This window comes from Anabaena sp. PCC 7938 (assembly GCF_049315035.1).
Lineage (GTDB): Bacteria > Cyanobacteriota > Cyanobacteriia > Cyanobacteriales > Nostocaceae > Anabaena > Anabaena cylindrica.
On record NZ_CP186034.1, the window covers coordinates 1,622,632 to 1,649,359 of the forward strand.

Sequence of the window (26,728 nt, forward strand, 5' to 3'; positions counted from 1 at the left end):
CCCTTCTGCCATAAAAATATGTCTTCATAAGTCAAAAAAACAACTGTTAACTCGGCGATAAATTCATGACTTGAGCGATCGCACGCACTAAATCTTCTCGAATTATCGGCTTTGACAGATGCAACTGAAATCCTGCGGCTAAAGCTTGGCGTTGGTCATATTCTCCAGCATAAGCCGTCAATGCGATCGCCTTTGGCACAAGTTCGCTTGCTATTGGAGTTTTTTCGCCTTGTTTGGACCTCCAACTTCTCACTTCACGTATCAGCATATAACCATCTATTTCCGGCATACTAATATCACTGATTAACACATCTACCTGTGATTGTGATAGCACTTCTATTGCTTGCAATCCTGAAGATACCGCCATCACTTCAGCCCCATCCTCTTCTAAAACAAACGCCACAAAATCGAGAGAATCAACATCATCATCAACAACTAAAACCTTTACACCATTTAGCGACAAATAATTTAAAGTTATAATTGAAGAATTACACTCTTCATCCATGACCCTAGAACTATCATCTTTAATCAACGGTAATCTGACAGTAAACCTTGCCCCCTGACCTATACCCGGGCTTTCTGCCGAAACAATCCCACCATGCATTTCCACTATATTCCGCACAATTGCCAGACCTAAACCTAATCCACCAAATTTTCTAGTAGAACTGCTATCTGCTTGCCGGAAGTAATCAAATACATAGGGCAAAAACTCATCACTAATTCCCTTACCCGTATCACTAACAGTAATTTGAGCATAGTCATCAACCTGCCCTAATTGCACTTCTACCATTCCTCCCCTGGGCGTAAATTTAACAGCATTAGAAAGCAAATTCCAAATAACCTGTTGCAAGCGAGTAGGATCACCTAACACTTTGCCAAGATTCTCTGGCAATACTGTCTTTATCTGAATAGATTTAGTGTTTGCGGCTAACCGGATTGTCTCTATAGTTGACAAAATTGTTGATTCTAGGTTAACTTCTGCCGTATTTAGCACCAGTTTACCCTGTAAAATTCTAGAAACATCAAGTAAATCTTCAATCAGTTGAACCTGTAATTTGGCATTGCGCTCAATAGTTGCTAAGGCTTGAGATATTTTGATGTCATCTAATTTATGGGTTTGCAGCAACTGTGACCACCCTAAAATTGAATTTAGAGGTGTGCGTAACTCATGTGAGAGTACAGCTAAAAATTCATCTTTAATTCGATTAGCTGTTTCAGCTTGTGTGCGTGCTGCTTGTTCTAACTCTAGTAAATGGGCGCGTTCTTGTTGAATTTCTTTGTTTTCATGGATATCTGTACAAGTACCAAACCACTTAACAATACAACCTTGCTCATCTTTAAGTGGTAATCCTCGTGCTAATTGCCAACGATAACAACCATCAGCACGTTTAAAGCGATATTCATTCTCGTATTTAGTACCACTTTCAATAGCATTTAACCAAACTGTATAAGAACTTTCCATATCATCTGGATGTAATGCTGCCAACCAACCATCATCCAATGATTCCTCAAATGTTAATCCTGTGTATTCGCTCCAATTTTGATTAAAATAATCGCACTCTCCTTTGGCATTACTTGTCCATACCAGTTGCGGTATTGCTTCTACTAAATAACGGTAGCGTTCCTCACTTTGTCTTAAAACTTCGAGAATACGTTGACGTTCAGCTATTTCCTGTTTTAATTGTTCGTTGGTATTAGTAATCTCTTGAGTGCGGAGAGTGACCAAATCTTCTAAATGATTTTGATATTTTCTGAGTTCCTTATCTATACGTAACCTATCAGATATTTCTGTTTGCAATTCTTGATTTATTTGTTGTAGTTGCATCGGGCTGGGAAGAGCTATTGCTTGTGGAATTAAAGGCACAAGTTCCACTGCTGTAATTACGGATACGAGAGCGGTTACAGCTTTAATCAAACCTGACAACCAGTAAATTGGATACCAAAGAGTCCAAATTGCTAGTAAGTGAGTAGTGCCACAAGCAATAATAAAGGCGCTAAATAACAGAAATATCCAAGAAAATGGTAGATCTTTACGCTTATTAACAAAGTAAAATAATGTAATAGGAATTGAGTAATAAGCAAGGGCAATCAGTCCATCAGATACTAAATGTAGGGAAACTAAATCAGTTTTCCAAAGATAGCAATGTCCATGTGGTATGAACTGATCTGAATTAAAAAAAATATTCCATAATTCTGGCATTGTTTCTAATAAATATATTTTATTTGATTGCGATTAATTACTAAAGACAGCAGGAATAAGGCTTCGTCGTGAGTTGTGACAAGTCTTACAGTGATCTTGCGATGCTTTGAGCTTGCTGAAGGGTCTAACTGCTTAACTACCGCGTTGGGGACTCGACTGAGGTTTTGCCGAACGTCCGAACGGAGTTATGAATAGAACTAGCTTGGTTTTTGACTTTCAATTTGGATTCTTTACATCATTTATCTGCAATATGTTGTATGTGTAGCAATCTTATTTAATTTTGAAACTATAAAAGTCAGATCTTCAATTTCTGCAAAAATTTGGGGTATCATCGTTGATAAATGATTTAGGATTGCTATGGCAACCTGGTTCGATTGGTGACAACTTATGTCGCATCAATCAAAAAAAAATCTATAAAAAGTTAGATTTTTGTAATAGTTAAGATCCCTATGTAATTCTTCTTAGAATAAGATCTGGGATTTCTGATTTTTGAACGGGTTTTATCTGCAAACCCTGATTGGATATAGATTTCAGTCACAGGATATTTTCAAAATTCAAATCCGATCACTATAGTACAACATAAATTGTATTCTGTTTACCTGATTCCTGCCTATACCTATAGATTATTGATTATAAGATAAATTTATTGAAATTGCAGCGATAAAGTTGAGACAAATATGTCCATAGTCTTTTTTAAAGTCTCTGAATCTAGAGAAAGCGCAAAATTTCAGTCTTTTACACTAGCTTGATAAATTACTGTCAAAATACAGTTACAAATTCTGCTGAATTTACACATTTGGGATCATCTCGATAAATAAAGACCTGTAATCTCGTGTTCATGATAACGAAAATTACCGTTACACTACGGAAAGAGAGGTTAAGCAAATTTTGGAAATAATCATAAATTAAGATTCTCATGCCTTTTGGACATGATTAAGTGTAAAACTGAGTGTTAACAGACAGAAGTTGAATATGAGTAAAATTCGGATTGCGCTAATTGAAGATCATGATCTCACCCGTGTGGGTATTCGGACAGCACTAATGCAAAAGGAAGAGATTGAAATTGTAGGGGAAGCTGGCAATGCGGATGAGGGACTAAAAATGTTAAAAAAACTACAACCAGATATTGCCATTGTCGATATTGGTTTACCAGATAAGGATGGTATTGAGCTAACAAAAGAGTTAAAAGCCGTCGCTGAAGGTGAAGAGTTGGACACCAAAGTGCTAATTTTGACCCTACGGGATAATAAAGAGGCGGTATTGGCAGCTTTTGCGGCTGGTGCAGACTCCTACTGCATGAAAGATATCAAGTTCGATAATTTACTGGAAGCAGTACGAGTAACTTACAATGGCAATGCTTGGATTGATCCAGCGATCGCTCGAATAGTATTGCAACAAGCACAACAAAGTCCACAGAGACTGACATCCATCTCCTCAGATCCCAAAATTTCTGTCAATTCTTCAGAATCATTAGAAACTCAGCAGTCTATTGAAGACTACTCCCTCACAGAAAGGGAATTAGAAGTATTACAATTAATAGTCGAAGGCTGTAGTAATGCGATAATTGCGGAGAGACTTTACATCACAATTGGAACTGTAAAAACTCACGTCCGCAATATTCTTAACAAACTATGTGCTGATGACCGTACCCAAGCAGCAGTACGTGCCTTGCGTTCTGGAATCGTGGGCTAATAGTGCAAGAAGGCAGTCTTGGTGGAGGAAGGATAGCTTGTTGGATAAAATGACCGAGAAAGATCAAGAAAAACTCAAGCTAATGGTGGTAGATGATGAACCAGATAACTTGGACTTACTCTACCGTACTTTTTGGCGAAATTTTAAAGTATATAAAGCAAATAATGCCCATGATGCTTTGGCAATTTTAGATCAAGTAGGAGAGATGGCTGTGATTATCTCTGATCAAAGAATGCCAGATATGAACGGCACGGAATTGTTCAGTCGCACCGTGGAACGCTTTCCCGATACAATTCGGATTTTGTTGACCGGTTTTACTGATGTCGAAGATTTAGTCGATGCAATTAACTCTGGTCAAGTATTTAAATACATCACTAAACCTTGGAAGCCTGAACAACTAAAAGCATTAGTCGAGCAAGGCTGTGATACATATAAATTAGTAAAAAAGCGTACAAAAGAATTACGTCATGCCCTAAGACGAGAATCTTTATTTAACGCCGTCACCACCGCAATTCGACAATCCTTTGACTATGACAGCATCTTACAAAAAATTGTCTGTACTATTGGCAAAACCTTTGCTGCAACTAGTTGTGTACTCAGACTAGTAGAAGAAGATCGCCTAATACAAACCCAGTTTTCCTATCAAGATTCCAAAGACCCAGAGTTCAGTTTACCCTTCAACCCTATCCCCTTAATTGAAGAAGTTCTCCAAACTCAACACTATCAAATAATTCAAGATATACATCATGACAATCCTTATCACTGCTTAGTTGTCCCATTTACCTACCAACAGCACTTACTAGCTGTGATGACTCTCTATCAATGGGGCAGTGAGCATCCTTGGCCAGAGGAAGACATTCAACTCCTTACAGGTGTAGCAGAACAAGCAGCTTTAGCTCTCTCCCAAGCCAAACTCTACCAAAGCCTGCAAGAAAAACAACAGCAAATCCACCTGGAATTGGAAGTTGCTCGCCAAATTCAAAATAATCTGCTCCGTCAAACTTTACCTGATCTTGACGGTCTCAAAGTACAAGCCTGCTGTTATCCAGCACGGGAAGTAGGAGGTGATTTTTTTGAAGTGTTTGTTCATCCTAAAGGTGAATTGTGGTTAGCAGTCGGTGATGTTTCTGGTAAAGGTGTCCCAGCGGCTCTATTTATGGCTAGTGCTATTTCTTTATTACGTCGGGAATTATCCCAAGAATCACCAGCCGAGCCGAATGTTGTTATGCAGAATCTTAACTTTGCTTTATCTGATGACTTAATCAGCAATAATTACTTTATTACCCTTGTCATTGCATCTTACACCCCGGCTACTCAGGAACTTGTCTATGCTAACGCCGGCCATATTTATCCACTATTGTGGTCACAGTCGGAAAATGTGGTGACTCAACCAAATTACCTCAAAATCCGCAGTGTCCCCTTGGGTATCCTACCAAAGTGGCAATCACAGTCTGAGCGATTGAAACTTACTTCTGGAGACACATTACTGTTAGCTAGTGATGGTATTACGGAAGCTAAAGTATCACTATATTCAAAGTCACTCAAAAATACTGATGGTAGTAGTCGATCTATTCAGCCTACCATGCTAAATCAGGAAGGTCTTTGGCAACTGATCCAAGAGCAACCTCAATCACTGTCTCTCAAACATTTAATCGCTCGTATTCAAGCAGATAACCATGTGCAAGAAGATGACCAAACAATCCTCTCTCTGGAGGTTATGTAAGTAATGAAAAGTGAGCTTCACGTACCAAGTGACTTAATTTTTGTAAATATCGTTGAAGCTTGGTTGCTAGGATGCTTAAAAATCCAGATGGGAGAATCTGTGGATTGGTCAGCCCAATCCAGTCGTTTACGCTTGGCGTTGGTGGAAGCGTATACTAACACTGTCCGTCATGCTCACAAAAATCAGCCTCATCTGCCAATTTTGCTACGTTTGGAACTAAAAGATCACAAATTGTTGCTGGAAATTTGGGATTACGGCCAAGGCTTTGATATGTCTACCTATTTTCCTCCTGATCCGACGGAAAAAAAAGAAGGTGGTTATGGGTGGCTGATTATGAATCGTCTCATGGACAAGGTAGAGTATCAGTTGCAGATTAATGGTGCTAACTGTCTCAAGCTAGAAGCTACTCTGCCCAAAGATTGAAGCAATTAGTTAAGAGATATTAATTAAGCTATAACTTTTGCTAAATTTATTTGATTTATTTAGTTGTTCTCCCTCGGATATTGAGCTAGGTAGAAGATCGTTACTGCATTCTCTAGAAAGAAGTGTAGCTAACCAAAGTCAGATTGGATGAAAGTCTGAATAAAATGATTTTTTTGTTAATTCTCTGGTGGACGCAAAGCAATTAACTCTTGCCTAGAGGCTAAAAGTTTGATTCTGGCATCGACAATTTGTTTTTGGTGATTAAGGATAAATAGCCAGAGAGCGTTAACACTACACCAAGATGTTTGTACTTTTCCTGTGACTTGAATTTGGATTTGGATTTGATTAGTTACCAAATTTTCAGTAATTCCTTGATAGGGTTCGGCTTTAATGTTTTGCGCTTCTTGATGCAGGTAGGTAGCGATCGCATCTCTTCCCACAATAGCAGACTCTAATGGTGGGTGCATTACACCATCTTCCGCAAATAACCCAGCCGTCGCTGTAAACTCTCCAGCGTTTAAAGTTGTAAAATAAAGCAAGATAGTCGGTTCTGTAATTCCCGAAATCTGAATTTCTCTTATAAATTCACTAGCTGTCATAAATTTATCTCATTTGGTGATTGGCAAATTGTTACACTGTTTCCCATGATATAAGGTACATCTTAGCCCCCTCATCGCTTACAGGGAGGGGGTTAGGTGTGGGTTTCTTGTAACTCATAACACCGGGAAGTGTTGTATAAATCACTGTCTAAAAAAAAGTTGTCCCAAGCAATTACCTGGGAACAACAATAAAAAAACATTGAGGTTGAAAAGATATCGAAAGCCAGTCTCCTAACTAAGTAGTGTTCGTGAACTGCGTACACCGATAATGTTTGAAAAATGGATTTGGTATTTTTTATTAAGGACTTCTTCAAGTGATTTTGTTAATCGGTAGAAGGTTTGCATCACTCTGAGTTGCTTGACCTCTTGCTAACTATTCTGCATTATTTCTTAATAATGTGACAACAATGTTTACAAATAGTATGGATAGTAAGATCAAATGAACATATGTACGAAATAGTGTATAATCGCCATGCAACCAACTGGCAAAATTTCTAATCAGAAAAATGAATCAGCCTCTACTCACCAGCAGCATGGTAAAAGAGAAAGCCAGGGAGTTGGGTTTTCATAAAGTTGGGATTTCATCGGTAGATGGGCTAGATGCCATAGTGACGCAGCGGTTGCAGGCATGGATGGAATTGGGTTATCACGCTGATATGCAATGGATGGCTAATCCTAAGCGGGAGGATATTCGTTTAGTGATGCCAGAAGTGCGATCGCTTGTTTGTGTGGCGCTAAATTATTACACACCAGATCAACGCCCAGAAGGTGAAGAATATGGAAAAATTTCCCGTTATGGCTGGGGACGGGACTATCATAAAATTCTGCACAAAAAGCTCAAACAACTAGCGACCGGATTAGAATCATGGAGTGAAGGTGTAAAAGCCAGATATTACGCAGATACAGGCCCAGTGCAAGATAAAGTTTGGGCGCAAAAAGCGGGTATTGGTTGGATTGCCAAGAATGGGAACGTGATCACGCGAGACTATGGATCTTGGGTTTTTTTGGGAGAAATCTTAACTAATCTAGAACTTGAGAGCGATCGCCCAGCTACAGAACATTGTGGAACTTGTACCCGTTGTTTACAGGCTTGTCCCACCGGGGCAATTACTGAGCCATTTATAGTAGATGCCAATCGTTGCATAGCCTATCATACCATTGAAAACCGCGCCGATAACTTGCCAGAAACACTTACACCTCACTTACATGGCTGGGTTGCCGGTTGCGATATTTGTCAAGATGTATGTCCTTGGAATCAGCGTTTTGCTCAGGAAACAGATGTAACAGATTTTCAACCTTATCCTGGGAATTTAGCACCCAAGCTGGTAGAATTAGCGCAAATCTCAGAAGAGGAGTGGGATAAACAATTTCCAGCATCAGCCTTACGACGGATTAAACCAGAAATGTTACGACGGAACGCTCGTGCTAATCTTGACGCATTTAGGCTAAAGAATGACCCAGAAAGTAATAATATTTGACTTTGATGGAACGATTGCGGATACAGTAGATGCTCTTGTAACTATTGCCAATCGTTTAGCTTTAGAGTTTGGTTATATACAAATAACCCCCGATGAACTAGCTCTATTGAGAAATTTAACTTCTAGAGAAATTATTAGCTACTCAGGTATTTCCGTATTCAAAATTCCTTTTCTACTCAAAAAAGTCAAAGGAGAATTAAAAACCAAAATCAAAGAATTTCATCCTATACCCGGAATTCCAGAAGCCTTAATAGAACTCAAAAATGAAGGATATCAACTTGGAGTTATTACTTCTAATTCTCAAGAAAATGTAACTGAGTTTCTCAAATATAATGATTTAGATTATTTGTTTGATTTTATCCATTCAGGAGTAACAATTTTTGGGAAAACCACAATAATTAATAATGTTTTAAGACAGAGGCAAATTAAAACACAATCAGTTATTTACGTCGGTGATGAAACTAGAGATATCGAAGCTTCAAAAAAAGCGAATATCAAAGTGATTGCAGTCACATGGGGTTTTAATTCCGCAGAAGCATTAGCCAAAGAACATCCAAATTATTTAATTGATCATCCCAGTGAATTATTACAGGTGATCAAAAATAATGCTTAATAGAGCCGCCTTCCAGCTATACCGCAAGGGCTTTACATAATTTGTATATTTAATTAAAGTAGCTTAATAGTCCAAATCGAAAAAAGTCTTGATTTATAGGTTGGGTTGTTCGCATCAGCGTTGCGGATCAATGGAACGTATCCCTGCGGGACACTGCGTGAACACGTAGTGTGCCGGAGGCATAACCCAACAAATGCGTCGGGTTACGCTGTCGCTTAACCCAACCTACAAAAAATGGACAAGGTATTGTTCAAGCAACCTCTTAGGAACAGAGGAATTAAACTCTCAGAATTAACTAATAACTCAACCTAATAAAGATTGAGCATTAGCAAAAAATAAGTTTTTGATGTTAATGGAATTACTTTCTAGCGGCTTCACCTTTTTTGAAAGCTTGTTGTATTAAGTCATCACTAACACTAGTAACTGCCTCAGTCCTAGAAGCACCAATTTCCTTAGCCATTTCCACATAATCATCAGGATTACCTGTTGGCTGTGCTTCAGTTTTTGTTTCTTCTGATTCAGAAACTTCATATTTAGGCGCAGTGGCAGCTTCAGCAGCAATTTTTCCTTCACCTGTGCGGTCAATTTCACTGACGCTGAATTGCTGTGCAGCCGCGTAATCAGCTTCAAAATCTACCTTCGGTGCTTTTTCTTCACCATTAGCTATTTGTTCAGCTGCTAATTGTGCATCATGAGTGGGAGCTTGGTCGGGATTAGGCTGCACTTTATCAGACATAAATCAAACCTTAATTAATATTTGCATTGCTGGAGCTATGTTATCGAAATAATCCAATAAAATCTTGTTACTTAAGAGAGATAATACCCTCTATAAAAAGGTAGATAAAACCGAATTAGCTGATTACTAAATACCCTACTTTTGGAAGTAGATTATAAGTACACAAATTTGATAATTCTATAGGTCTTAACTGTTAAATTATGCTGGACATCAATTATGACTGCGAGTTACAATCAAACGATTTCTCATCAAGCTCAGAGCCAGAAAACTCAAAATTTAGTGGAAAGGTTTAACGCCTTAGATACCGATGCTAAATTAGCTTGGCTATATTTTGTTTATGAAAAAATGGGTGAAACCATTACTCCAGCCGCTCCTTCAGCCGCAGAACCAGAATTAGCTCCCATGTTGGTAGGAGACTATTTGCAGTTATCAGATGAAGAACAACTAGAAATCATGCGGGATATAATTAACTGTACAGATACAGTCTATTCTCGTGCTTATGGGGCATTAAAAGAAAATAATCAATTGTTCGTTTGGTATGTTTGGGCAGAAGCTATGGGAGATACAGTGGTGGGAATGCCAGACAATTATGAGTCAGATGAGACAATTCATGATTTACTTGCTCAAATTGAAGAAATAGAGTTTGAAGCGCAAATTTCTGTTTTGCGGACAATTGCTGGTCAGATGGGTTATAGCGATGTCAAGCCGATTGCGACGCAGGCAGAAACAGGTAAAACAGCAAGTTTGTAAATAAACCGAAATTCTGAATTTTGAGTTAGGAATTTAGGACTTACGGAAGAGTCAGTCAAATTGGATGATTTCGATAAAATCTTGCTTCTTTTTATTCTTGATTTCATAAGCATTTTGAATTCTGGCTCCTGACTCCTGAATTCTTACGAATCTATTACTTCACCCGGACGGTGCTGAGTAAAAAAGCAGCACTAATTTGTACTCAGCACTTTTAAAACTTGGATGTATGAGTTGTATTGCTCATTCTGTAATATTGCCTCGTAAAGCTTTAATTTCACCACGCTTAGTTTTGTTATCAATGCGTTTATTTTTAGCGCTGCGTGAGGGTTTCGTGGGCTTGCGTTTTGGGGCGATGACGGTGACGCTTTTGATTAAGGTTTGGAGGCGTTTGAGTGCGTCTTCTTTATTCTGTTCTTGAGTACGATGTTGCTGGGCTTTAATGATGATGATTCCATCTTTGGTGATGCGCTGATCTCCCAAGTTGAGTAACCGTTCTTTGTAAAGTGGTGATAGGGAGGACGCGTTAATGTCAAAGCGCAGATGAATCGCTGTAGCTACTTTATTTACATTTTGACCACCTGCACCTTGAGAACGAATTGCACTAATGCTGATTTCGCTGAGAGGGATGGTGGTTTTGTTGGTGATTTGGAGCATAGTCTTGTTTAAAGATGGTTTGGGAGAATTTTCACCCCATGATCGGGAGGGTTGTAGTAGTAGAGGAAGTCAGGATTTTGGGATGTCGGTTGTTTGCGCCCAACTAAAAATCATAGGAACTTAAATACATTTATTCCTTATTTTAACTTTCCAGGATTGAAGGGAGGCGATCGCAAGTGCTTATGTCCTGCAAGTTGGCAAGAAGACCTAGCAGCGGGCGTTGCAGCACAATCTGTAGTCATAGTAGCCACCCATGTCAGAGCTTTAGAATAGAAGAATTACAAGAATATGCCGTCAAAATTGGTGATTAGTTCTTATTGATTTAGAGACGACATCAAGATAACTGTAAAATATAGTATCAGTAGCGTAGATGTAAAATAGATTTTCTCATTCCCCTCAATAATTAACCCAGAGATGGGGGCAAAAGTAAGCTGATATCTATAATCCGCCTGGGAAAAAATTTGCTAGACTAAGCTTCAACATAATTTTATTTGAGTCTAATTAAGAATAGACTATGTATAAATCGCCTCTAAAATTTTCAGTATTGGGTTTACCAGTTCATGTAATGAACAATTATCCCAACTGGTTGCTAGAATGCCTAGAACAAGGCAAAGGGACTCATGTGGTAACGCTCAATGCAGAAATGACTATGCAGGCAGAGCGGAATTCATCCCTAGCAGGGGTAATTCAAAATGCTGATCTAGTTATTCCAGATGGAGCAGGAGTTGTTCTCTATTTACAGTGTTTCTTAAGGCAAGAAGTACAACGCTGTCCAGGAATTGAATTATCAGAAAACCTGTTACAAGAACTGGGTCAGCTAGAAACAGCCCCTAAGGTGTTTTTCTATGGAGGAGCGCCAGGGGTAGCGGCCACAGCAGCAGAGTTTTGGCAGCAGCAAGTTCCAGGCTTGAATATAGCAGGGACTCACTCTGGCTATCATTCACCAGAAGAAGAAGAAATATTACAACACACTTTAACTCAATTAGAACCACAAGTTATTTTTGTTGGTTTGGGAGTACCACGTCAAGAATTATGGATTGCTAAAAATCGTCATTGGTGTCCCCAAGCAATTTGGATAGGAGTGGGTGGTAGTTTTGATATCTGGGCAGGAACAAAAACCCGCGCTCCCCGTTGGTTGGCAAATAACAATTTAGAATGGCTGTACCGATTGTATCAAGAGCCTTGGCGTTGGCGACGAATGTTGGCTTTACCTGAGTTTGCGCTGAAAGCCTGTGTTTATCGTTTGACGGTCAGGAGTATCAATGGTGCTGAGTGTTAATTGGTGATTGGAGTAGAGCTAATTTTAGACAATTAGTAATCCACTCTATCTCTATGAGGCTGATAACTGATAACTGTGTGAGGAAGAGTGAGGGATGTCAATATTAAGAACTCCAGAAAAAACGGATGCGTCTGTTGACAGGGAAGGTAAAGAGGGGCAATCGCAGGGTAGTCAAGCTGAGACAATGGTGGAATTGCGCTCTGTTTCCAAGACTTATACAAACGGCTATCATGCCCTGCTGGATGTGAGTATAAATATTAAAAAGGGGGAATTTTTGTTTGTTACAGGGCCTAGTGGTTCTGGTAAATCGACTTTTTTGAAATTGCTTTATGGTCAAGAATTACCCACGCAGGGAGAGGTAATCGTTGATGATTTGAATGTAGCAAACTTGCGGGGCGATCGCTTATCATTCTTCCGTCGTCGGATTGGAATTGTCTTTCAAGACTACAAATTAATTCCTCAGCGCACAGTTTCAGAGAATATAACTTTTGTGCTGCAAGCTCAAGGCTATACTCGTAAAGAAATTCAACGGCGTTTAGAACCTACTTTAAAATTAGTAGGTTTATTGTCCAAAGCTGACCGCTTTCCTGACCAACTTTCTGGAGGAGAACAGCAGCGAGTGAGTATTGCGCGGGCCATTATTGCTACTCCACCACTGTTGCTGGCAGATGAACCAACGGGAAACCTTGATCCTGATAATTCCTGGCAAGTTATCAAGATTCTTCAGAAGTTAAATACCTTTGGGGCAACAGTAATTGTGACTACCCATGATGAACAACTGGTTAGACGGTGTAATCATCCAGTGGTACAGGTCAAAAATGGCAGACTGTTTAGAAAGTAATCAGGAGTCAGAAGCTTAGTGGTGCAGAAAACTTTCCGAAGTCTCAAGTTGAGAAGACAGTGACACTGGAGAACTCAATGTGTTGCTCTATCTGCGTTCGTTTTTTGTCAGACAGTTCAAATTAATTTCGAGAAAGTTGTTTTTAGCAAAACAATAAATAACAATGGCTATTGCTATCTGGAGACTCGATGTTAGCAGTTTCTTTGACCTACACTTGAGCATTAATAATGTTAACGATTCTCGTGACCTGAGCTTGAGCATTGATGTTGACCGAATCAATACTTCCCAAAGCAGCGACCTGTCCACCTTCGGTGTAGTTCCAGTACTAGACCTTCAAGCAGGAGGAACGTCATGGAGTGTCCGGGAAGCAAAGGGTAAAATTCAGGGCGTTGGCGCAAGTGTATCCGGGCTTGGTGCATATGCACGTGTCACTGGATTAATGACCTTCTCGACTAGAACACTTGAAACGTCGAGAACCTATCAAGAGATGAAAACATCCTATGGTTTTTCTGCTGGTATCAGCGGTTTCTGGAGTTGGATTGGTCTTGGGGCAAATGCCTCCTACCACAAGGAAGAGTTAACGCAAGTGTTTAACGAGTTAAGCCAATCGACCAAAACCAATGGAACAATTAACATTGACCTTTACGTCACTGGATTGTATCCTAACGTTACAGTATCTGCCTCACCATACATTCTAGCTTTAGAGGTGTCATCGAAGACTGATAGCAGTCTCAAGTTCCCAGTTATATCTTCAGGTGCGCCCACTCAAGATACTGGGTCTCAAGATCAAAACGGTCAGAATCTCCCGACAAAGGACAATAACAGCACTATCGATATTTAGATATTAGTGGGACTTCAACAAATTTTTCGGCTAAAATCGCCTGTAATTGGGGGTATCTAGCGAAGTTGTCACTAGGGGCGTGCGACGTGAAAGTTGTGTATTAGGCGCATCCGCGCTATAAGACCGAGAGGCTGTCCTCTCCAGAGAAGTCCTTCTCTCTGTCCCCACGTAAAAGGGTCATTGACCCCACCTACACTGATAGTAAGTAATGAAATCAGTGGAATGCAAGGTATGAAAGCTTACTTACTGAGAGCCTAAATTGGTAAAGCAAGCAAGGGGAAGACCGTCAAGGGTTAACGCTAGTGAACTATCTTAAACTTCGTGATGACAGAGAAGTGAAATCAGGCTGATACACTTCAACCAAAAGGTAAATGAGCAGGTTGCTGGAGTGTCCTAGACAGCAACGAAGGAACAAACGCTCATCGGAGTCATAGATAGAACCCAAAACGGTCGAATGTCAAATACACAGAACACGGTAAGCCCTATGGATTCTCAGGGGAGTCGATAACCTGAGTAGGTCAACCGCGAGGAAGACATCAATATCCAGAGGGTAAAGGAAGTTGGAGAAAGCAAATGCTCCTGGTAATGCGGGAGATAAGAGTCAAGATTACTCTATGCCGAAAGGCAGCAGACTTCCAACAGGTATCCACCGATAAACCAAAGTAACGGAATAAACCAAGGTGAAAGATAGAGTCAGCAATGACATCGGAACTTCGGAAACGTTGTTAGATTGGTCAACCATTAATTGGCGACAAATCAAACGACGGGTAACAAACCTGAGACAAAGGATTTATCGGGCTACTCAGAGATGCCAATGGAATCGGGTCAGAAGCCTGATGAAACTGATGTTAAGGAGCTATTCAAACCTGCTACTAGCGGTGCGACGAGTTACCCAAGAAAATGACGGCAAACGGACTGCTGGCATAGATGGTCAGATAGCCCTCACCTCAGAAGCTAGGGTAGCACTGGTCAACCAGATGCAAGAATACAGAATATGGCAAACACACCCGGTTAAACGGGTTTACATTCCCAAGTCAGGGGGAAAACTTAGACCATTAGGAATTCCCTGTCTGGTAGACCGAGTGGCACAAGCAGTTATCAAAAATGCCTTAGAACCAAGTTGGGAAGCCCGCTTTGAGTCAAATTCCTATGGCTTTCGCTGTGGTAGAGGTTGTCATGATGCTATAGAGCAGACATGGCTAAGACTCAGAGCCGGACGAGATAGCTGGGTTTTAGATGCCGATATCAAAGGGGCATTTGATAATATCAGTCACGATTATATTCTCAACACCATCGGATTAGTCCCTGGTCGAGAACTAATTAAACAGTGGTTGAAAGCAGGATATGTAGAAGCAGAGATATTTCATCCTAGTCAGCAAGGAGTACCGCAGGGGGGAATTATTAGCCCCGTACTTGCCAATATAGCTTTAGATGGTCTAGAAGAATTATTGGCAGGATATCGCAAAACAAAGCCATATAAAAGCGGTACATATAAATCTCAGCGTTATGGTTATATACGCTACGCCGATGATTTCCTAATTACGGCTGAAACTAAGGAAGATATTGAAGCAATTGTTCCCAAGGTTGTAGATTTCCTTCATGTTAGAGGCTTGGAACTAAATTCTGACAAAACCAACATTGTTCCTGTGGAACAAGGGTTTAATTATTTTGGGTTTCCATGTCCGAAAGTTCCACGGCAGTTGCTACATTATGCCACAGAAAGAAAAAGTCAAAGACTTTCTCAAAGGCATACGGGATTGGCTAAAAGCCAATAAGCAAGCCACTCCTGAAATGGTTATCTACCACCTCAACCCTATTCTTAGAGGCTGGGGCAACTACTACAAACATAGTGTCAGTACACAAGTATTCAGTTACGTAGACCACGAAATCTGGAAAGCTCTCTGAAGTGGTCACTGCGTAGACATCCGAATAAAGGTAAGCGATGGGTCGCCAATCGATACTTCAAAACTATCAATGGTAGAAAATGGAACTTTGCAGCAACGGTAAAGACCGACGGGGAGAATGGACTACCATTTCTCTAGTATATCTGCCGGGTATCAATATTGAACGGCACGTTAAGGTCAAAGGCGCTGCATCTCCTGATGACCCAGAGTTAAAACACTACTGGGAACAACGTCAAACCCGGTATGGCAAGACCTATTGGGAAAAGGGATCTAAGCTCTACAAAGTAGCAGTGAACCAAAATTGGCGTTGTCCAGTCTGCCACGAACACCTGTTCAATGGAGAAACACTGAATACACATCATCTTCTGAGTGTTGCAGAGGGAGGTACGGATACCGTAGATAATCTTGTTCATCTACATACATCTTGCCACCGTCATCTGCATCATCGAAAAACTCTCTGAATAACTGGATGCTTGAGCGGCTTGAGGGGAAACTATCACGAGCCGTTCTTTGGGGAGGGGGACACGGCGACGTGTGCCTCCTTACCCGACAATCGATTTATTTATCCCCACACATGACAAAAACAATACCAGAACGAATTATTTGTTGCGTCCTCAAAGGTTGATACAATAGCCCGCTTTTGTCACTCTCCGAAAACAAACATCAAAGGTAACTTTTCAAATTCTTACTAGGACTAGGTTTGTGGCTTTGTTTTCTAATTAGATAGATGTCATCATTGCTTTAGACTAAAACTCTTGTATGAAAAGGGTTACATCGTTTCATTTAGGGAAAGTGACAGAAGAGGGATAGATTAAACAGTCGTATGTTTAGGTTAAAGTCACTATTTTACATATGTAGGTTTTTAATAGTCTAAAGAATAATTAAGACATAATTTTAAAAAATCTGCTGCTTGTCAGTCATAAAACTCCTAGTCCCTCCGTTGAGGGTTTATGCAAAAATCCCAGATTACCATCTCACTCCTAAGAGGTATGTTTTTAGATAAACTCTCTTTCGTAAGAGAGGTGGATTTAGCAGAATAATTTTTTTCAATAAAGATAAATTTATTGGCTCAATATATTGGCTCAATAAAGTTCAATAACTTTCTTATTGAAGAGGAGTCAGATTGAAAACATTTTTTTGCTAATCTGCTTTTTTGCTAACAATAATTAAAGCTGTTTACTTAAAATAAATTTTGTTCCAATAAAGTTTTTAAGTAAAGTGGCTATGGTTATGTTAGCTCTATTGTTTAGATATACATTCAAATAATTGGCAAAAATTATTACAGATTTCAACCAATTATTCATCAGGAAATATGTGTCTAAACAAATATTGCGATACCTACTTTATTGATTTACTAACTTGCCCAAAAATGGCCATTTTTGGCAACGTCCTCAACTAAAGTGGATAATTATGTTTGAGGCTCAAATAACCTCGTATCAAGGGTTTGGGAAATTTGTGTAATATAACTTAATAAAAAGTCCCAAAATCCATGTATCTCCGCTGGCCCCCAAATAAAGCTGTGGACAGAAAAAACTACAGCCCCTAAGACTAGCAACAATTGGAAACATTTGGATGAATTTTATGACAACACAACTTAGGCATGAAACCGCAAGGCAGTTAGAGCTAACAACTCTCATTTTTGCTCCAACGCTATACCTTGAAAGAGTTCCTGGAGCAGAACTACTAACAGCAGCACCAGAAGGAACGTCATGGAGTGTCCAGGAAGCAAGGGGTAGAATTCAGGGCGTTGGCGCAAGTGTATCCGGGCTTGGTGCATATGCACGTGTCACTGGATCAATGAAATTCTCGACTAGAACACTTGAAACGTCGAGAACCTATCAAGAGATGAAAACATCCTATGGTTTTTCTGCTGGTATCAGCAGTTTCTGGAGTTGGATTGGTCTTGGGACAAATGCTTCCTACCACAAGGAAGAGTTAACACAAGCGTTTAACGAGTTAAGCCAATCGAGCGAAACCAATGGAACAATTAACATTGACCTTTACGTCACTGGAATATATCCTAACGTTCCAGTCTCTGCATCAGCATACATCCTAGCTTTTCAAGTGTCATCGAAGACTGATAGCAGTCTCAAGTTCCCAGTTATATCTTCAGGTGCGCCCACTCAAGATACTGGATCTCAAGATCAAAACGGTCAAAATCTCCCTACAAAGGACAATAACAGCACTATCGACATTTAGATGTTAAGGAATCAATCGTAGCTGACAGATTGCGGGCGGCGCTTGAAAAAAACAGTGCCGCCTTTGCACAAGTAGACCGAAAAATCTTCCAAAAGCTTTACCCGCTTACTAGAAGTAATAAGCCACGCTATCAGCAAACCCTAATTATGAATTACCTCTTGTTTAATTTTTACAGATACAGGTGCAAGAGGTTTAGCACTACTAGGTAGTAGAACTTGTAACCCATCTATAGTTTGTAAACTATTCAAAGCAGCTTCTTGAATTCCTGCTTCTTCTTCCTTACTCAATAAAAGTCGTAAACATTGGATAACATTTTGCTTGATAGAAGCATCAACTTGTTTACGATTGATGAATTTAGTTAGTTGATGCACGGCAATTAACCGCTTCAATGGATTAGGCTCTGTTAAGTTATTCAACAATTGATCAAGATATTCTTTCTCCTGATTTCCTTGAAGGCTGAAGATTTGCCACACTAACAAAATTAGAGTTAGTAGTGTCCCAAAACCTTGAACAATAACACTAGCAGCTATCCAATGACTTGGAGAATCAACCCAGATTACCGCAGTCATGTAAGTAATGACAGTAGCAATACCACCACTAGCGACTGCTAAAGCTAACCGACTGTTGGCAGTGTTCAAAAACCTGCGTATTTCTAACCAACTTAGTTGCCAGTTCCATTTCGGTATTGAGTAAACCAAACTCATTACCGCAATACCAGATACAAGTGCTAACAGTAATTTCCAGTTCCAAAACAGCATAGCAACGATGATTGTCAAGAACCCCAGTATGCTTCCAGGTTCAGAGAAACGTTTTAAATTTCGTTGCTTTTGGCTTCCTGTCTTGATTTCTGGAAGCTGATTTATGAATTGCCGCCAAAAAGACGAAGCCTGTGCCACAGTTTTTACCTTGTTGATTATAAAATTACTTAATTTGGGTAATTTACGTCCTAGACAAAACCCCCACAAAAATTATATTTGATTAATGTGTGCAAATTAGAAGTTATCTCTTTTTACCTGAATTAAGGGAATACAAAAAATAAATTATCCCCAATTTATAGAGTGTCTAAGAACGATAGTTATTAATTTACCATTCTTCAGTCCAAGTATTGCTGTACTTTCTGATAGCGTTCCCAAGCAAGAGACATTTAAAAAATGAGTAGCCCCTGAGTCAGGTTGCAAAACAAAACCTAAATTCATCCAGGGTGAAGTGACCATCAAAGGAGCAAAATTTAACTGTCTTTATATCGGTTGCTGTTACAGATAGCATAGTGTTTGGGGGTATCTCCGAGCCGGAATTGATCAGATTAGCTGTGGGCAGAACTGATTTGGTGAGCAATTGATCATTCTGGTCATATGCTTCAAGAACTAATCTTTGTGAGCTAGTAACTAAGGCACTAACCCAGGTTACAGGATTTAAGAAATTAACTTCTAAAAATCCGCTTTTGGGAGATCCCATTAAAACTTTCAAGCCTGATTGGCTGGGAAAGGCTGGATTCGACGGATGTACGGCTAAGGAATTATGAAAAATGAGTCCGTGTTGCTTAAATTGATTATCTATTATTTCAAAAAAATTTAACTCATCCAAATCCAAACGTATACATTTAGGTAGAGTTACCTTTTCAGAATAGATATATTCATCTTGCTCTTCTTCAACTATATCCTGCCAAACTAAAGTTACAATTTCATTTTTTATACCGTATCGACTAGGTTGAAATTGTGTGTTTTCAATTGTTTGTATTTGATCTGATTGAAAAGTAGCTTGGTTTAACATGACACCCCGCTTTAACATTGCCTAGAAATTAATCACGTCAATAAAAAAGTTATTATTTCTACATACACAACCAAAGTCAATATTTCAATAACTGCGACCAGATTAGTAACCATCCCCCTGTTTCGTGATATGAGGTTACTCAGTACTCAGTACTACTGAAAGTGATGTAGTTGAGTTTTGCAACTATTTGTGATTTATCCGATAGATTACCATGGAAATTCACGTAGGTATTGATTTAGTCGTCATGCTAAATGCCATCGAAAAGCGTTATTGCATAGTGGTTTTAGCATAATTTTTTGTAAAATTATCAAAAAAACAATACTAAATCTTTATAAGCCATTGTCGGATTTTACATTTGCTTAATCTAACGATAGTCAGAAGTTATGGTGTTCAGAGTTGGCTGATAATAAAGAGGAGTGGGGAGTTTGCCGAAATTAGTTAGCACTTTGGAGTTATCTTAGTGCTGTGAATGTTCATTAGATACAACAATAAACACTTAATACTTATGTTAGAACCACTAGGTTTTGAACAATACTCCATAAATACCTCACTAGGTAGGATGGTGTACTATACAGCAACTGGATCACCTTGGCAGGATAAAAGTGAAAAATCTGACAAGGAAACTTTGTTATTTCTGCATGGCTTTGGTGGTGGGTCTTCTGCTTATGAGTGGTCGAAGGTGTTTCCGGCTTTTGCGTCTGAATATCGGGTGATTGCACCGGATTTAATCGGTTGGGGTCGGTCTGAACATCCGCAACGCAGTTACAAAATTGAGGATTATTTGACGACGATTCGAGAGTTTATTGAACAGACTTGTACCACTCCAGTCACAGCGATCGCATCTTCTTTGACGGCAGCGTTTATAATTCGAGTAGCGATAGCTTCGCTCTCTTCGAGACGCTCCGCGAACGCCGCAGGCATCGCATATCCTGATCTATTTAAGTCGTTGATTTTGGTCACACCCTCTGGAATTTCGGATTTTGGCCAAGATTACTCCCGCAGCTTTTTTGCCCAATTAGCCAGCGTTCCTTTAGTTGACCGTTTGCTGTATAGCACTGGAATTGCCACAGATGCAGGTATTCGCAGCTTTTTAGAGCAAAGACAATTTGCCGAAAGTAATCGAGTTTATCAAGAGATTGTAGATGCTTATTTACAATCTGCACAACAACCAAATGCTGAATATGCAGCACTATCTTTTGTGCGTGGAGACTTGTGCTTTGATTTGTCTCTTTATATTCAACAGCTAAAAACTCCCACTGCTATTATTTGGGGACAAAAATCACAATTTACCGGTCCAGAAATTGGTCGTCGCTTTGCAGAAATGAATCCCCAAGCTATCCAATATTTTCAAGCTTTAGAAAATGTAGGGTTAACACCGCAATTAGAATTACCTGCGGTGACGATAGGATTAATTCGTAAATTTTTAACTTTGCTGAATGGGTGAATGGGGATTGGGGATTGGGGATTGGGGATTGGGGATTGGGGACTGGGGACTGGGGACTGGGGACTGGGGACTGGGGACTGGGGAGATTAGGAAGCAGAGGAAGAAATTTATTTACCCATTACCCATTACCCATTACCCATCACCAAAATGCTATTTATTATTTAAGCGAATATCAATAACGGAAGCGTTAAAGTTGTAGTTAAAACCTTCTAATTCAAAAGGCATCCCAATTTTAACTTTACTATTACCTAAAACTGGACCACCATTGGTAACTTGAGCTTTACCTTCTAAGGTCAAAAGAAAATCTCTACTAAAATTATTGGCTCTTGGATCTGGTAATTCTTTAACAGAACCATCTGGTTGGGGAACAGTGATTGTTCTTGGTAGTTCTTGAATGGATTTAATGCCAATTTCACCGTGGGGTTGATTACGAATAATTACATTGGTTTTACCACCCTTGTTAAATCCTTGTTTAAATAACTGCTCAGGATCACGGACATTTAAACCACGGACTACTAAATCTACTTCAATAGGTAGTGTTTTTGTACCGACTTGAGCAACGGAACCGGAAGTTCCGGGATATATAAAGATGCCAATTATAACTAGTAATATTACCAGCCCAGCACCTAAATCAAGTAAGTTGATTTTGCCGAATAAGCGACCTTTGGAATCTAAAATAGGCATAACAAGTTTTCTGAAATTAAAGTGAAGTAATAAATCAAAGCGTCCGCAAGGTGGAGTTATGCGACAGTCTATCATGACTGAGACAGTTCCGAGCAGTGGGAGTAGAAAGCTGACTAAGAAAGCACTTGAGAATTTCTGATTCTTAATCATAGCTTAGACTTTGAGAGTTTTCCGGCTTGCTATGCTGATGTCTATGCGGTTGTTTAGATTAGGGATATTGAGTTGAGAATGCAACTTAGCTATCTGTAAATACGTCCTCTATTTGTAAGTTCTCACACAACTCTATTTTCACAGGATTATGATTAACTGGAATGGATTTTTGGTAAAATACCGTTTAGGCAGACGACCTTGGTTTTACCCGTTGATTTCCTTAAGTGTGGCTTTGAGCCTGTGCTTGAGTACACCTCTACCAAGTAAAGCTTTCGATTTTTTACCGCTGTTATTGCAAGGTGTACAGGTATTTCAGTTGTCGAATATGTCTGCTCGTCAGGAAGTTGAGCTTGGTAAGCAGATGAATGATCAATTGCGCCAAGAAGTCATAATTTCTCGTAATCAACAGCTTAATAGCTATGTAGACCAGATTGGTAGACGTTTAGCCGCTAATAGCGATCGCCCTAATATCCCTTATACTTTTCAAGTGGTTGAGGATAAAGCAGTAAATGCTTTTGCCACTGTGGGTGGTTTCGTTTATGTGAATACAGGGTTGCTAGAAGCTGCGGACAATGAAGCAGAACTAGCGAGTGTTATCGGTCATGAGATGGGTCATATTGAAGGTCAACACCTAGTTAAGCAGATGCGACAAAGAGCGATCGCTAGTGGTGTGGCTACAGCCGCCGGCTTAAGTCGCAGTCAAGCAGTAGGTATAGGTGTGGATTTAGCTCTCAATCGTCCTCGTAGTCGTCAAGATGAATATGATGCTGATAAAAGAGGACTAGCAAGTTTAACGCGGGCTGGTTATTCTCAGTTAGCGATGGTTTCGTTTATGAAAAAGCTACAGGGAAGAAGTTCGGTTCCCACATTTTTGAGTACACACCCTGGAGCAAGCGATCGCGTTAAGGCTCTCCAAAATCAAATTAATAGCCGACCTAGCAATGGAAATTATGGCTTAGACAGTACAGGTTATAAGGCTAATATCCGAGCTTTTTTACGATAAAAAATAAAGTAGTGAAAAATTGTAGGGTGGGTTAGCGTAGCGTAACCCACCATTATTCCTTCAGTTTATGTTGTGGGTTACGGATTACCCAGCCTACAAATTAGAGAATTTTTTATTTGGAAGTCTCTAACTAAAAAACTTTTTCACCACGCCATCAATAGAGACATTCCAGAGAACGTCTCTACTAAATTGGGATATTTTCTACTTACTAGCTTGTTCGGTTAGTTTGGTGAGTACGTCATTTGAACGTTCAACAAAGGATTTCATTCCTTCAGCATCAAAGCCTTTTTGAGACATCAACGCTAAATCATAAACGTGTTGACAAATCATTTTCACCAATTGATCTGTAGGTGACTCACCATCACCTTGAATAATACTACCTTGGCTGAGATGTGTCAGGTTTTGAATCAAGGGATGTGCAGTATTTACTAACAAAATATGATCTTCAGGAAAATCAGCATTTTGCTGTTGCATCATTGCGGTCATTTCCCGCATACGACGGAGAATCTCTGGTAACAACACCATTGCGGGTGGTGTTCCTTGAGGATTATCTGATTTTAAAGCTTCGGTGCGGATATTAAGTTTGGGTTTATTGAGTGCTTTCTCAAATAATTCTTTGATTGACTCACTCTTAGTTTTGTTAGTGGTGGGATCAACTATTTCCCCTGATTTATCATCCAACAAAGTATTGTCTAAGTCAGAATCTACCCGTGTAAATTTGACATCTTGATATTCTCTTTCTAGGAAGTTAATAAAATGGGTATCAATGAAGGAGTCCATAAATAGGACTTCTAAACCTTGATTTTTGTGTAGTGCGATGTATGTAGCTTGACTCGCTTCATCTGTGCTGTAAAAAACGCGGTTTTCGTTGCGTTCTTTGTTGCGTTCTAGATATTCCTTGATGGTGGTGTAAGGTGTGCTGCTGTTAGTGTGAGATGGGTTGATATCTTGCCACACATCACTATCTGAAGATTGTACTTCAACTGTGGGAGTTTCGGCAGTTTTGGTTGCTAATGTGGCGGTGCTGCGGAAGATGAGGATGTCTTCGACTTGTTTTTTAAATTTATCGTCGTTGAGAACGCCAAATTTAACGAAGGTTCCTAAATCTTTCCAGGCACTGATATATTGTTCTCTGTTATCGCGGTATAATTCTTTGAGACGATCGCCTACTTTCTTGGCTATGTAGTCACCAATTCTCTTCACAGTGCGATCGCCCTGCAAAGCACTACGAGAAACGTTCAAAGGTATGTCAGTGCTATCAATTACACCCCGCATCGGCATTAAAAACTGGGGAATAATCTCTTCACAATTATCACTAACAAACACCTGATTGCAGAATAACTTGATTTGTCCCTTTGTCACATCCACATCAGGACGCATTTTTGGGAAATACATAATCCCGTTCATCATAAACGGATAATCAGTATTCAAATGCACCCATAACAGAGGTTCTTCTTGGAAAGGATAGAGATAGCGGTAAAATTCTAAATAATCTTCATCCGTGAGATTACTGGGAGATTCTCGCCAAGCTGCTTTTTGTTTATTTAATACTTCACCTTCCAATTTAATGGGAACTGGCATGAAGTCGCAGTAAGTTTTCACCAGATTTCTAATTCTGGCTGCTTCTAAAAATTCCTCTTCTTCACCTTCGAGAGTGAGGGTAATCGTAGTCCCGCGAGTGGTGCGGTTTGACTCTGATAAAGTAAAGGCTGGAGAACCGTCACAAGTCCAATGAACCGCTTGAGAACCTTCTTTGTAAGAGAGAGTATCAATTTCTACTTTTTTTGCCACCATGAAGGAAGAATAAAAACCTAAACCAAAGTGACCGATAATTGGTTGGTCTGATTTACCTTCATACTTGTGGATAAATTCTTCCGCACTAGAGAAAGCAACTTGGTTAATGTATTTTTTTACTTCCTCAGCCGTCATACCGATACCAGTATCGCTGATGGAGAGAGTTTTGTTATCTTTGTCAATAGCGATCGCAATTTCGTCTTCGCCGATATCTCCACTATACTCTCCAGCGCGGGCTACCATTTTTAATTTTTGGATAGCATCTACTGCGTTGGATACGAGTTCCCGCAAGAAGATTTGATGATCTGAATATAGAGACTTCTTGATAATTGGGAAAATATTCTCAGTATGTATACTGATAGTGCCTTGTTCTAGCATAGTTATCCGTCTGTTTTACTTGCAGATATCATTCTGAATACTAATTTTCGACGATATATGTCTTTTTGGAGGTAAGGAATACCTCTTAATAATGATTCGGATTACACTACCATCACCGGGAATAGCGACTGGGGACTGGAAAGAGAATTTTAAGTGACAAGTTGTAGCAAATTTAGTTGCTGGTTTTAAGTAGTTATGTTGAAATAAGGATATTCGATTAGTAATAACTCTATGGAACCTACAACTTTAGCGATCGCTATTGCTACTATATTTCTAACCAAAGCCTTAGAAAAATCTGGTGAGACATTTAGCGAGAGTTTAACAAAAAAGGTTGGTGAAGCACTGGCTAAAATCCGCAACCATTCCCCAGAAACAGCCACAGCATTAGTAGCAGGTAATCCAGAAGCATTAAATCTCAATCCAGAAGTCCTTAACCAAATTCCTGATGATCCGATTTTTGCCGAGTTGGTGACTACTGCTGATGTAGAAGAAAATGCCACATTTGCGGACAAATATCAAGCCCTGAAATCAGGTGGCACAATTAACATTATTGGTAAACAGATTAACATTTCACAAGCTGGTACAGGTGGTACTCAAACAAACAACTTCAGTAATTTCTGAATCTATGATGAAAGTACGAGAAGTCATCAACTTGCTTGAATCAGATGGCTGGTATTTGGTAACAACAGAAGGTAGTCATCGTCAGTTTAAACATCCAACAAAGCCAGGTAAAGTAACTGTATCGGGCAAAATGAGTGATGATGTCAGAAAAGGAACGTTAGGAAGCATTCTCAGACAAGCAGGACTCAAATGATGGATAAGTATCTGATCGTTCTGGAAAAAACCGAAACAGGATTTTCCGCATACTCCCCTGATGTGTGGGGTTGTGTTGCTACAGGTGAGACACTGGAAACAACTTTAGAAAATATGCGTTCAGCCCTAGTTTTCCATCTTCAAGATAACGAATCAATTCCTCAACCTCGTGGTATTGATGCTTATTTGGATGCGTTGCGCGAATCAGAGGGTGAGGAATTTTATCTCACACATATTGGGGTAGAAGTTTTGAAGTGAGAAATTTAATTCAGGAGGTTTGAGTTATGGAAGAATTACTAGAACTTCAACAATTACTGATTAATGGCAATATTTCTGGTGCATTGCTGCTAGTTGAAGAAATGACCGAAATGAGCAAAGATGACAAACTGAATAAAATTTTTAGTTTTGGCAAAATTATTCTTCTGCATCTAATTCAGCAAGCTGCGGAAAAACGGACAACTAGATCATGGAATTTGTCTATTGCTAATGCAGTGAAAGAAATCCAACGCACAAACAAACGTCGTAAATCTGGGGGAATATACTTTACAACTGAAGAATTGCGAGAAACTTTAGAAGATGCCTATGATTTGTCATTAAATTGTGCAGCCAAAGAAGCATTTGAAGGTAGATATGAAACTGAAGAATTAGCAGCAATGGTAGATAAAGAAATGATATTACAACAGGCTATTGCTTTAATCTTAGAAAATGTCATATAGACAACAATAATTTTCTCGTTCTTATACTATGTTTCTCGTTCCCA

General features: G+C 39.5%; 28 protein-coding genes. 20 read left to right on the forward strand and 8 right to left on the reverse strand.

Features of this window, described 5'->3' with window-relative positions; genetic code table 11:
- Positions 1–46: 46 nt before the first annotated feature.
- Complete coding sequence (locus ACOWPH_RS07530) at positions 47–2,200, reverse strand: hybrid sensor histidine kinase/response regulator (protein WP_015214803.1); 2,154 nt, start codon at positions 2,198–2,200, stop codon at positions 47–49.
- Positions 2,201–3,172: 972 nt separating this feature from the next.
- Between ACOWPH_RS07530 and ACOWPH_RS07535 the strand changes: the two genes are divergently transcribed.
- From ACOWPH_RS07535 to ACOWPH_RS07545, 3 genes are read left to right on the forward strand one after another with little or no spacing between them, the layout of a single operon-like run.
- Positions 3,173–3,892, forward strand: coding sequence for a response regulator (locus tag ACOWPH_RS07535; RefSeq protein ID WP_015214804.1), 720 nt, complete (start codon positions 3,173–3,175; stop codon positions 3,890–3,892).
- Positions 3,893–3,941: 49 nt separating this feature from the next.
- Positions 3,942–5,615, forward strand: coding sequence for a SpoIIE family protein phosphatase (locus ACOWPH_RS07540; protein WP_042464988.1), 1,674 nt, complete (start codon positions 3,942–3,944; stop codon positions 5,613–5,615).
- Between the two features lie 3 nt (positions 5,616–5,618).
- The gene (locus tag ACOWPH_RS07545; RefSeq protein WP_015214806.1) at positions 5,619–6,038 is read left to right on the forward strand and encodes an ATP-binding protein; all 420 of its coding nucleotides are present in this window, start codon (positions 5,619–5,621) and stop codon (positions 6,036–6,038) included.
- A gap of 176 nt (positions 6,039–6,214) precedes the next feature.
- On the opposite strand, the gene ACOWPH_RS07550 is transcribed toward ACOWPH_RS07545, so the two are convergent.
- A complete protein-coding gene (locus ACOWPH_RS07550) occupies positions 6,215–6,637 on the reverse strand; it encodes a nuclear transport factor 2 family protein (RefSeq protein ID WP_015214807.1) in 423 nt (140 codons plus the stop codon).
- A gap of 506 nt (positions 6,638–7,143) precedes the next feature.
- Between ACOWPH_RS07550 and queG the strand changes: the two genes are divergently transcribed.
- On the forward strand, positions 7,144–8,115 hold the full coding sequence (queG, locus tag ACOWPH_RS07555) for a tRNA epoxyqueuosine(34) reductase QueG (protein ID WP_015214808.1): 972 nt from the start codon (positions 7,144–7,146) through the stop codon (positions 8,113–8,115).
- Entirely contained in the window at positions 8,090–8,728 is a 639-nt protein-coding gene (locus ACOWPH_RS07560) for an HAD-IA family hydrolase (protein ID WP_015214809.1), read from the forward strand. The genes queG and ACOWPH_RS07560 overlap by 26 nt, the downstream gene beginning before the upstream one ends.
- Before the next feature lie 358 nt (positions 8,729–9,086).
- Here ACOWPH_RS07560 and ACOWPH_RS07565 read toward each other — a convergent pair whose 3' ends face one another.
- Positions 9,087–9,464 (reverse strand): hypothetical protein, encoded by a 378-nt coding sequence (locus ACOWPH_RS07565; protein ID WP_015214810.1) that lies wholly within the window; start codon positions 9,462–9,464, stop codon positions 9,087–9,089.
- Between the two features lie 216 nt (positions 9,465–9,680).
- Here ACOWPH_RS07565 and ACOWPH_RS07570 point away from each other — a divergent pair, with 216 nt between their 5' ends.
- Positions 9,681–10,214 carry an orange carotenoid protein N-terminal domain-containing protein gene (locus tag ACOWPH_RS07570; RefSeq protein ID WP_015214811.1) on the forward strand — a complete coding sequence of 178 codons (534 nt, stop codon included), beginning with the start codon at positions 9,681–9,683 and terminating at the stop codon, positions 10,212–10,214.
- Positions 10,215–10,454: 240 nt separating this feature from the next.
- On the opposite strand, the gene arfB is transcribed toward ACOWPH_RS07570, so the two are convergent.
- Entirely contained in the window at positions 10,455–10,868 is a 414-nt protein-coding gene (arfB, locus tag ACOWPH_RS07575) for an alternative ribosome rescue aminoacyl-tRNA hydrolase ArfB (protein ID WP_015214812.1), read from the reverse strand.
- A 93-nt stretch (positions 10,869–10,961) separates the two neighbouring features.
- On the opposite strand from arfB, the gene ACOWPH_RS07580 reads away from it, so the two are divergent.
- The 8 genes from ACOWPH_RS07580 to ACOWPH_RS07615 all read left to right on the forward strand — a co-directional run bounded on the left by ACOWPH_RS07580 (position 10,962) and on the right by ACOWPH_RS07615 (position 17,932).
- Complete coding sequence (locus tag ACOWPH_RS07580) at positions 10,962–11,141, forward strand: DUF2237 family protein (RefSeq protein ID WP_242043139.1); 180 nt, start codon at positions 10,962–10,964, stop codon at positions 11,139–11,141.
- Positions 11,142–11,382: 241 nt separating this feature from the next.
- The gene (locus ACOWPH_RS07585; protein ID WP_015214813.1) at positions 11,383–12,147 is read left to right on the forward strand and encodes a WecB/TagA/CpsF family glycosyltransferase; all 765 of its coding nucleotides are present in this window, start codon (positions 11,383–11,385) and stop codon (positions 12,145–12,147) included.
- Positions 12,148–12,241: 94 nt separating this feature from the next.
- On the forward strand, positions 12,242–12,988 hold the full coding sequence (ftsE, locus tag ACOWPH_RS07590; RefSeq protein WP_015214814.1) for a cell division ATP-binding protein FtsE: 747 nt from the start codon (positions 12,242–12,244) through the stop codon (positions 12,986–12,988).
- 163 nt (positions 12,989–13,151) lie between these two features.
- Positions 13,152–13,829, forward strand: a complete 678-nt coding sequence (locus ACOWPH_RS07595) for a hypothetical protein (RefSeq protein ID WP_015214815.1) — start codon at positions 13,152–13,154, stop codon at positions 13,827–13,829.
- Between the two features lie 680 nt (positions 13,830–14,509).
- Entirely contained in the window at positions 14,510–15,604 is a 1,095-nt protein-coding gene (locus ACOWPH_RS07600) for a reverse transcriptase domain-containing protein (protein WP_422665702.1), read from the forward strand.
- The gene (locus tag ACOWPH_RS07605; protein ID WP_422665703.1) at positions 15,540–15,734 is read left to right on the forward strand and encodes a group II intron maturase-specific domain-containing protein; all 195 of its coding nucleotides are present in this window, start codon (positions 15,540–15,542) and stop codon (positions 15,732–15,734) included. Before ACOWPH_RS07600 ends, ACOWPH_RS07605 begins: the two co-directional genes overlap by 65 nt.
- 79 nt (positions 15,735–15,813) lie before the next feature.
- On the forward strand, positions 15,814–16,194 hold the full coding sequence (locus ACOWPH_RS07610) for an HNH endonuclease (protein ID WP_422665704.1): 381 nt from the start codon (positions 15,814–15,816) through the stop codon (positions 16,192–16,194).
- 1,120 nt (positions 16,195–17,314) lie between these two features.
- Complete coding sequence (locus ACOWPH_RS07615) at positions 17,315–17,932, forward strand: hypothetical protein (protein WP_015214817.1); 618 nt, start codon at positions 17,315–17,317, stop codon at positions 17,930–17,932.
- 140 nt (positions 17,933–18,072) lie between these two features.
- Here ACOWPH_RS07615 and ACOWPH_RS07620 read toward each other — a convergent pair whose 3' ends face one another.
- Together ACOWPH_RS07620 and ACOWPH_RS07625 are read right to left on the reverse strand one after the other, a co-directional pair.
- The gene (locus tag ACOWPH_RS07620; protein ID WP_015214818.1) at positions 18,073–18,828 is read right to left on the reverse strand and encodes a hypothetical protein; all 756 of its coding nucleotides are present in this window, start codon (positions 18,826–18,828) and stop codon (positions 18,073–18,075) included.
- A gap of 271 nt (positions 18,829–19,099) precedes the next feature.
- Entirely contained in the window at positions 19,100–19,702 is a 603-nt protein-coding gene (locus ACOWPH_RS07625) for a hypothetical protein (RefSeq protein ID WP_150111012.1), read from the reverse strand.
- A gap of 505 nt (positions 19,703–20,207) precedes the next feature.
- Between ACOWPH_RS07625 and ACOWPH_RS07630 the strand changes: the two genes are divergently transcribed.
- Positions 20,208–21,146: an alpha/beta fold hydrolase gene (locus tag ACOWPH_RS07630; RefSeq protein ID WP_015214820.1), complete on the forward strand. Its 939-nt coding sequence runs from the start codon at positions 20,208–20,210 to the stop codon at positions 21,144–21,146.
- Between the two features lie 150 nt (positions 21,147–21,296).
- On the opposite strand, the gene ACOWPH_RS07635 is transcribed toward ACOWPH_RS07630, so the two are convergent.
- Complete coding sequence (locus tag ACOWPH_RS07635) at positions 21,297–21,830, reverse strand: DUF4330 domain-containing protein (RefSeq protein WP_015214821.1); 534 nt, start codon at positions 21,828–21,830, stop codon at positions 21,297–21,299.
- A gap of 298 nt (positions 21,831–22,128) precedes the next feature.
- Here ACOWPH_RS07635 and ACOWPH_RS07640 point away from each other — a divergent pair, with 298 nt between their 5' ends.
- Entirely contained in the window at positions 22,129–22,983 is an 855-nt protein-coding gene (locus ACOWPH_RS07640) for a M48 family metallopeptidase (protein WP_015214822.1), read from the forward strand.
- Positions 22,984–23,184: 201 nt separating this feature from the next.
- On the opposite strand, the gene htpG is transcribed toward ACOWPH_RS07640, so the two are convergent.
- Complete coding sequence (gene htpG / locus ACOWPH_RS07645; protein ID WP_015214823.1) at positions 23,185–25,155, reverse strand: molecular chaperone HtpG; 1,971 nt, start codon at positions 25,153–25,155, stop codon at positions 23,185–23,187.
- Positions 25,156–25,386: 231 nt separating this feature from the next.
- Between htpG and ACOWPH_RS07650 the strand changes: the two genes are divergently transcribed.
- The 4 genes from ACOWPH_RS07650 to ACOWPH_RS07665 are packed head-to-tail and all read left to right on the forward strand — an operon-like array spanning position 25,387 to position 26,684.
- A complete protein-coding gene (locus ACOWPH_RS07650) occupies positions 25,387–25,776 on the forward strand; it encodes a hypothetical protein (protein WP_015214824.1) in 390 nt (129 codons plus the stop codon).
- 7 nt (positions 25,777–25,783) lie between these two features.
- Positions 25,784–25,969, forward strand: a complete 186-nt coding sequence (locus ACOWPH_RS07655; protein WP_042464992.1) for a type II toxin-antitoxin system HicA family toxin — start codon at positions 25,784–25,786, stop codon at positions 25,967–25,969.
- Positions 25,966–26,226 carry a type II toxin-antitoxin system HicB family antitoxin gene (locus tag ACOWPH_RS07660; RefSeq protein ID WP_015214826.1) on the forward strand — a complete coding sequence of 87 codons (261 nt, stop codon included), beginning with the start codon at positions 25,966–25,968 and terminating at the stop codon, positions 26,224–26,226. The genes ACOWPH_RS07655 and ACOWPH_RS07660 overlap by 4 nt, the downstream gene beginning before the upstream one ends.
- 26 nt (positions 26,227–26,252) lie before the next feature.
- The gene (locus tag ACOWPH_RS07665) at positions 26,253–26,684 is read left to right on the forward strand and encodes a DUF29 family protein (protein WP_015214827.1); all 432 of its coding nucleotides are present in this window, start codon (positions 26,253–26,255) and stop codon (positions 26,682–26,684) included.
- The last annotated feature ends 44 nt before the right edge of the window (positions 26,685–26,728 follow it).

Coding starts and splice junctions, on each gene's coding strand:
- ACOWPH_RS07530 (WP_015214803.1), bottom strand. CDS start 2,200: ATGCCAGAATTATGGAATATTTTTTTTAATTCAGATCAGTTCATACCA.
- ACOWPH_RS07535 (WP_015214804.1), top strand. CDS start 3,173: ATGAGTAAAATTCGGATTGCGCTAATTGAAGATCATGATCTCACCCGT.
- ACOWPH_RS07540 (WP_042464988.1), top strand. CDS start 3,942: ATGACCGAGAAAGATCAAGAAAAACTCAAGCTAATGGTGGTAGATGAT.
- ACOWPH_RS07545 (WP_015214806.1), top strand. CDS start 5,619: ATGAAAAGTGAGCTTCACGTACCAAGTGACTTAATTTTTGTAAATATC.
- ACOWPH_RS07550 (WP_015214807.1), bottom strand. CDS start 6,637: ATGACAGCTAGTGAATTTATAAGAGAAATTCAGATTTCGGGAATTACA.
- queG (WP_015214808.1), top strand. CDS start 7,144: ATGAATCAGCCTCTACTCACCAGCAGCATGGTAAAAGAGAAAGCCAGG.
- ACOWPH_RS07560 (WP_015214809.1), top strand. CDS start 8,090: ATGACCCAGAAAGTAATAATATTTGACTTTGATGGAACGATTGCGGAT.
- ACOWPH_RS07565 (WP_015214810.1), bottom strand. CDS start 9,464: ATGTCTGATAAAGTGCAGCCTAATCCCGACCAAGCTCCCACTCATGAT.
- ACOWPH_RS07570 (WP_015214811.1), top strand. CDS start 9,681: ATGACTGCGAGTTACAATCAAACGATTTCTCATCAAGCTCAGAGCCAG.
- arfB (WP_015214812.1), bottom strand. CDS start 10,868: ATGCTCCAAATCACCAACAAAACCACCATCCCTCTCAGCGAAATCAGC.
- ACOWPH_RS07585 (WP_015214813.1), top strand. CDS start 11,383: ATGTATAAATCGCCTCTAAAATTTTCAGTATTGGGTTTACCAGTTCAT.
- ftsE (WP_015214814.1), top strand. CDS start 12,242: ATGTCAATATTAAGAACTCCAGAAAAAACGGATGCGTCTGTTGACAGG.
- ACOWPH_RS07595 (WP_015214815.1), top strand. CDS start 13,152: ATGGCTATTGCTATCTGGAGACTCGATGTTAGCAGTTTCTTTGACCTA.
- ACOWPH_RS07605 (WP_422665703.1), top strand. CDS start 15,540: ATGCCACAGAAAGAAAAAGTCAAAGACTTTCTCAAAGGCATACGGGAT.
- ACOWPH_RS07610 (WP_422665704.1), top strand. CDS start 15,814: ATGGAACTTTGCAGCAACGGTAAAGACCGACGGGGAGAATGGACTACC.
- ACOWPH_RS07615 (WP_015214817.1), top strand. CDS start 17,315: ATGACAACACAACTTAGGCATGAAACCGCAAGGCAGTTAGAGCTAACA.
- ACOWPH_RS07625 (WP_150111012.1), bottom strand. CDS start 19,702: ATGTTAAACCAAGCTACTTTTCAATCAGATCAAATACAAACAATTGAA.
- ACOWPH_RS07630 (WP_015214820.1), top strand. CDS start 20,208: ATGTTAGAACCACTAGGTTTTGAACAATACTCCATAAATACCTCACTA.
- ACOWPH_RS07635 (WP_015214821.1), bottom strand. CDS start 21,830: ATGCCTATTTTAGATTCCAAAGGTCGCTTATTCGGCAAAATCAACTTA.
- ACOWPH_RS07640 (WP_015214822.1), top strand. CDS start 22,129: ATGATTAACTGGAATGGATTTTTGGTAAAATACCGTTTAGGCAGACGA.
- htpG (WP_015214823.1), bottom strand. CDS start 25,155: ATGCTAGAACAAGGCACTATCAGTATACATACTGAGAATATTTTCCCA.
- ACOWPH_RS07650 (WP_015214824.1), top strand. CDS start 25,387: ATGGAACCTACAACTTTAGCGATCGCTATTGCTACTATATTTCTAACC.
- ACOWPH_RS07655 (WP_042464992.1), top strand. CDS start 25,784: ATGAAAGTACGAGAAGTCATCAACTTGCTTGAATCAGATGGCTGGTAT.
- ACOWPH_RS07660 (WP_015214826.1), top strand. CDS start 25,966: ATGATGGATAAGTATCTGATCGTTCTGGAAAAAACCGAAACAGGATTT.
- ACOWPH_RS07665 (WP_015214827.1), top strand. CDS start 26,253: ATGGAAGAATTACTAGAACTTCAACAATTACTGATTAATGGCAATATT.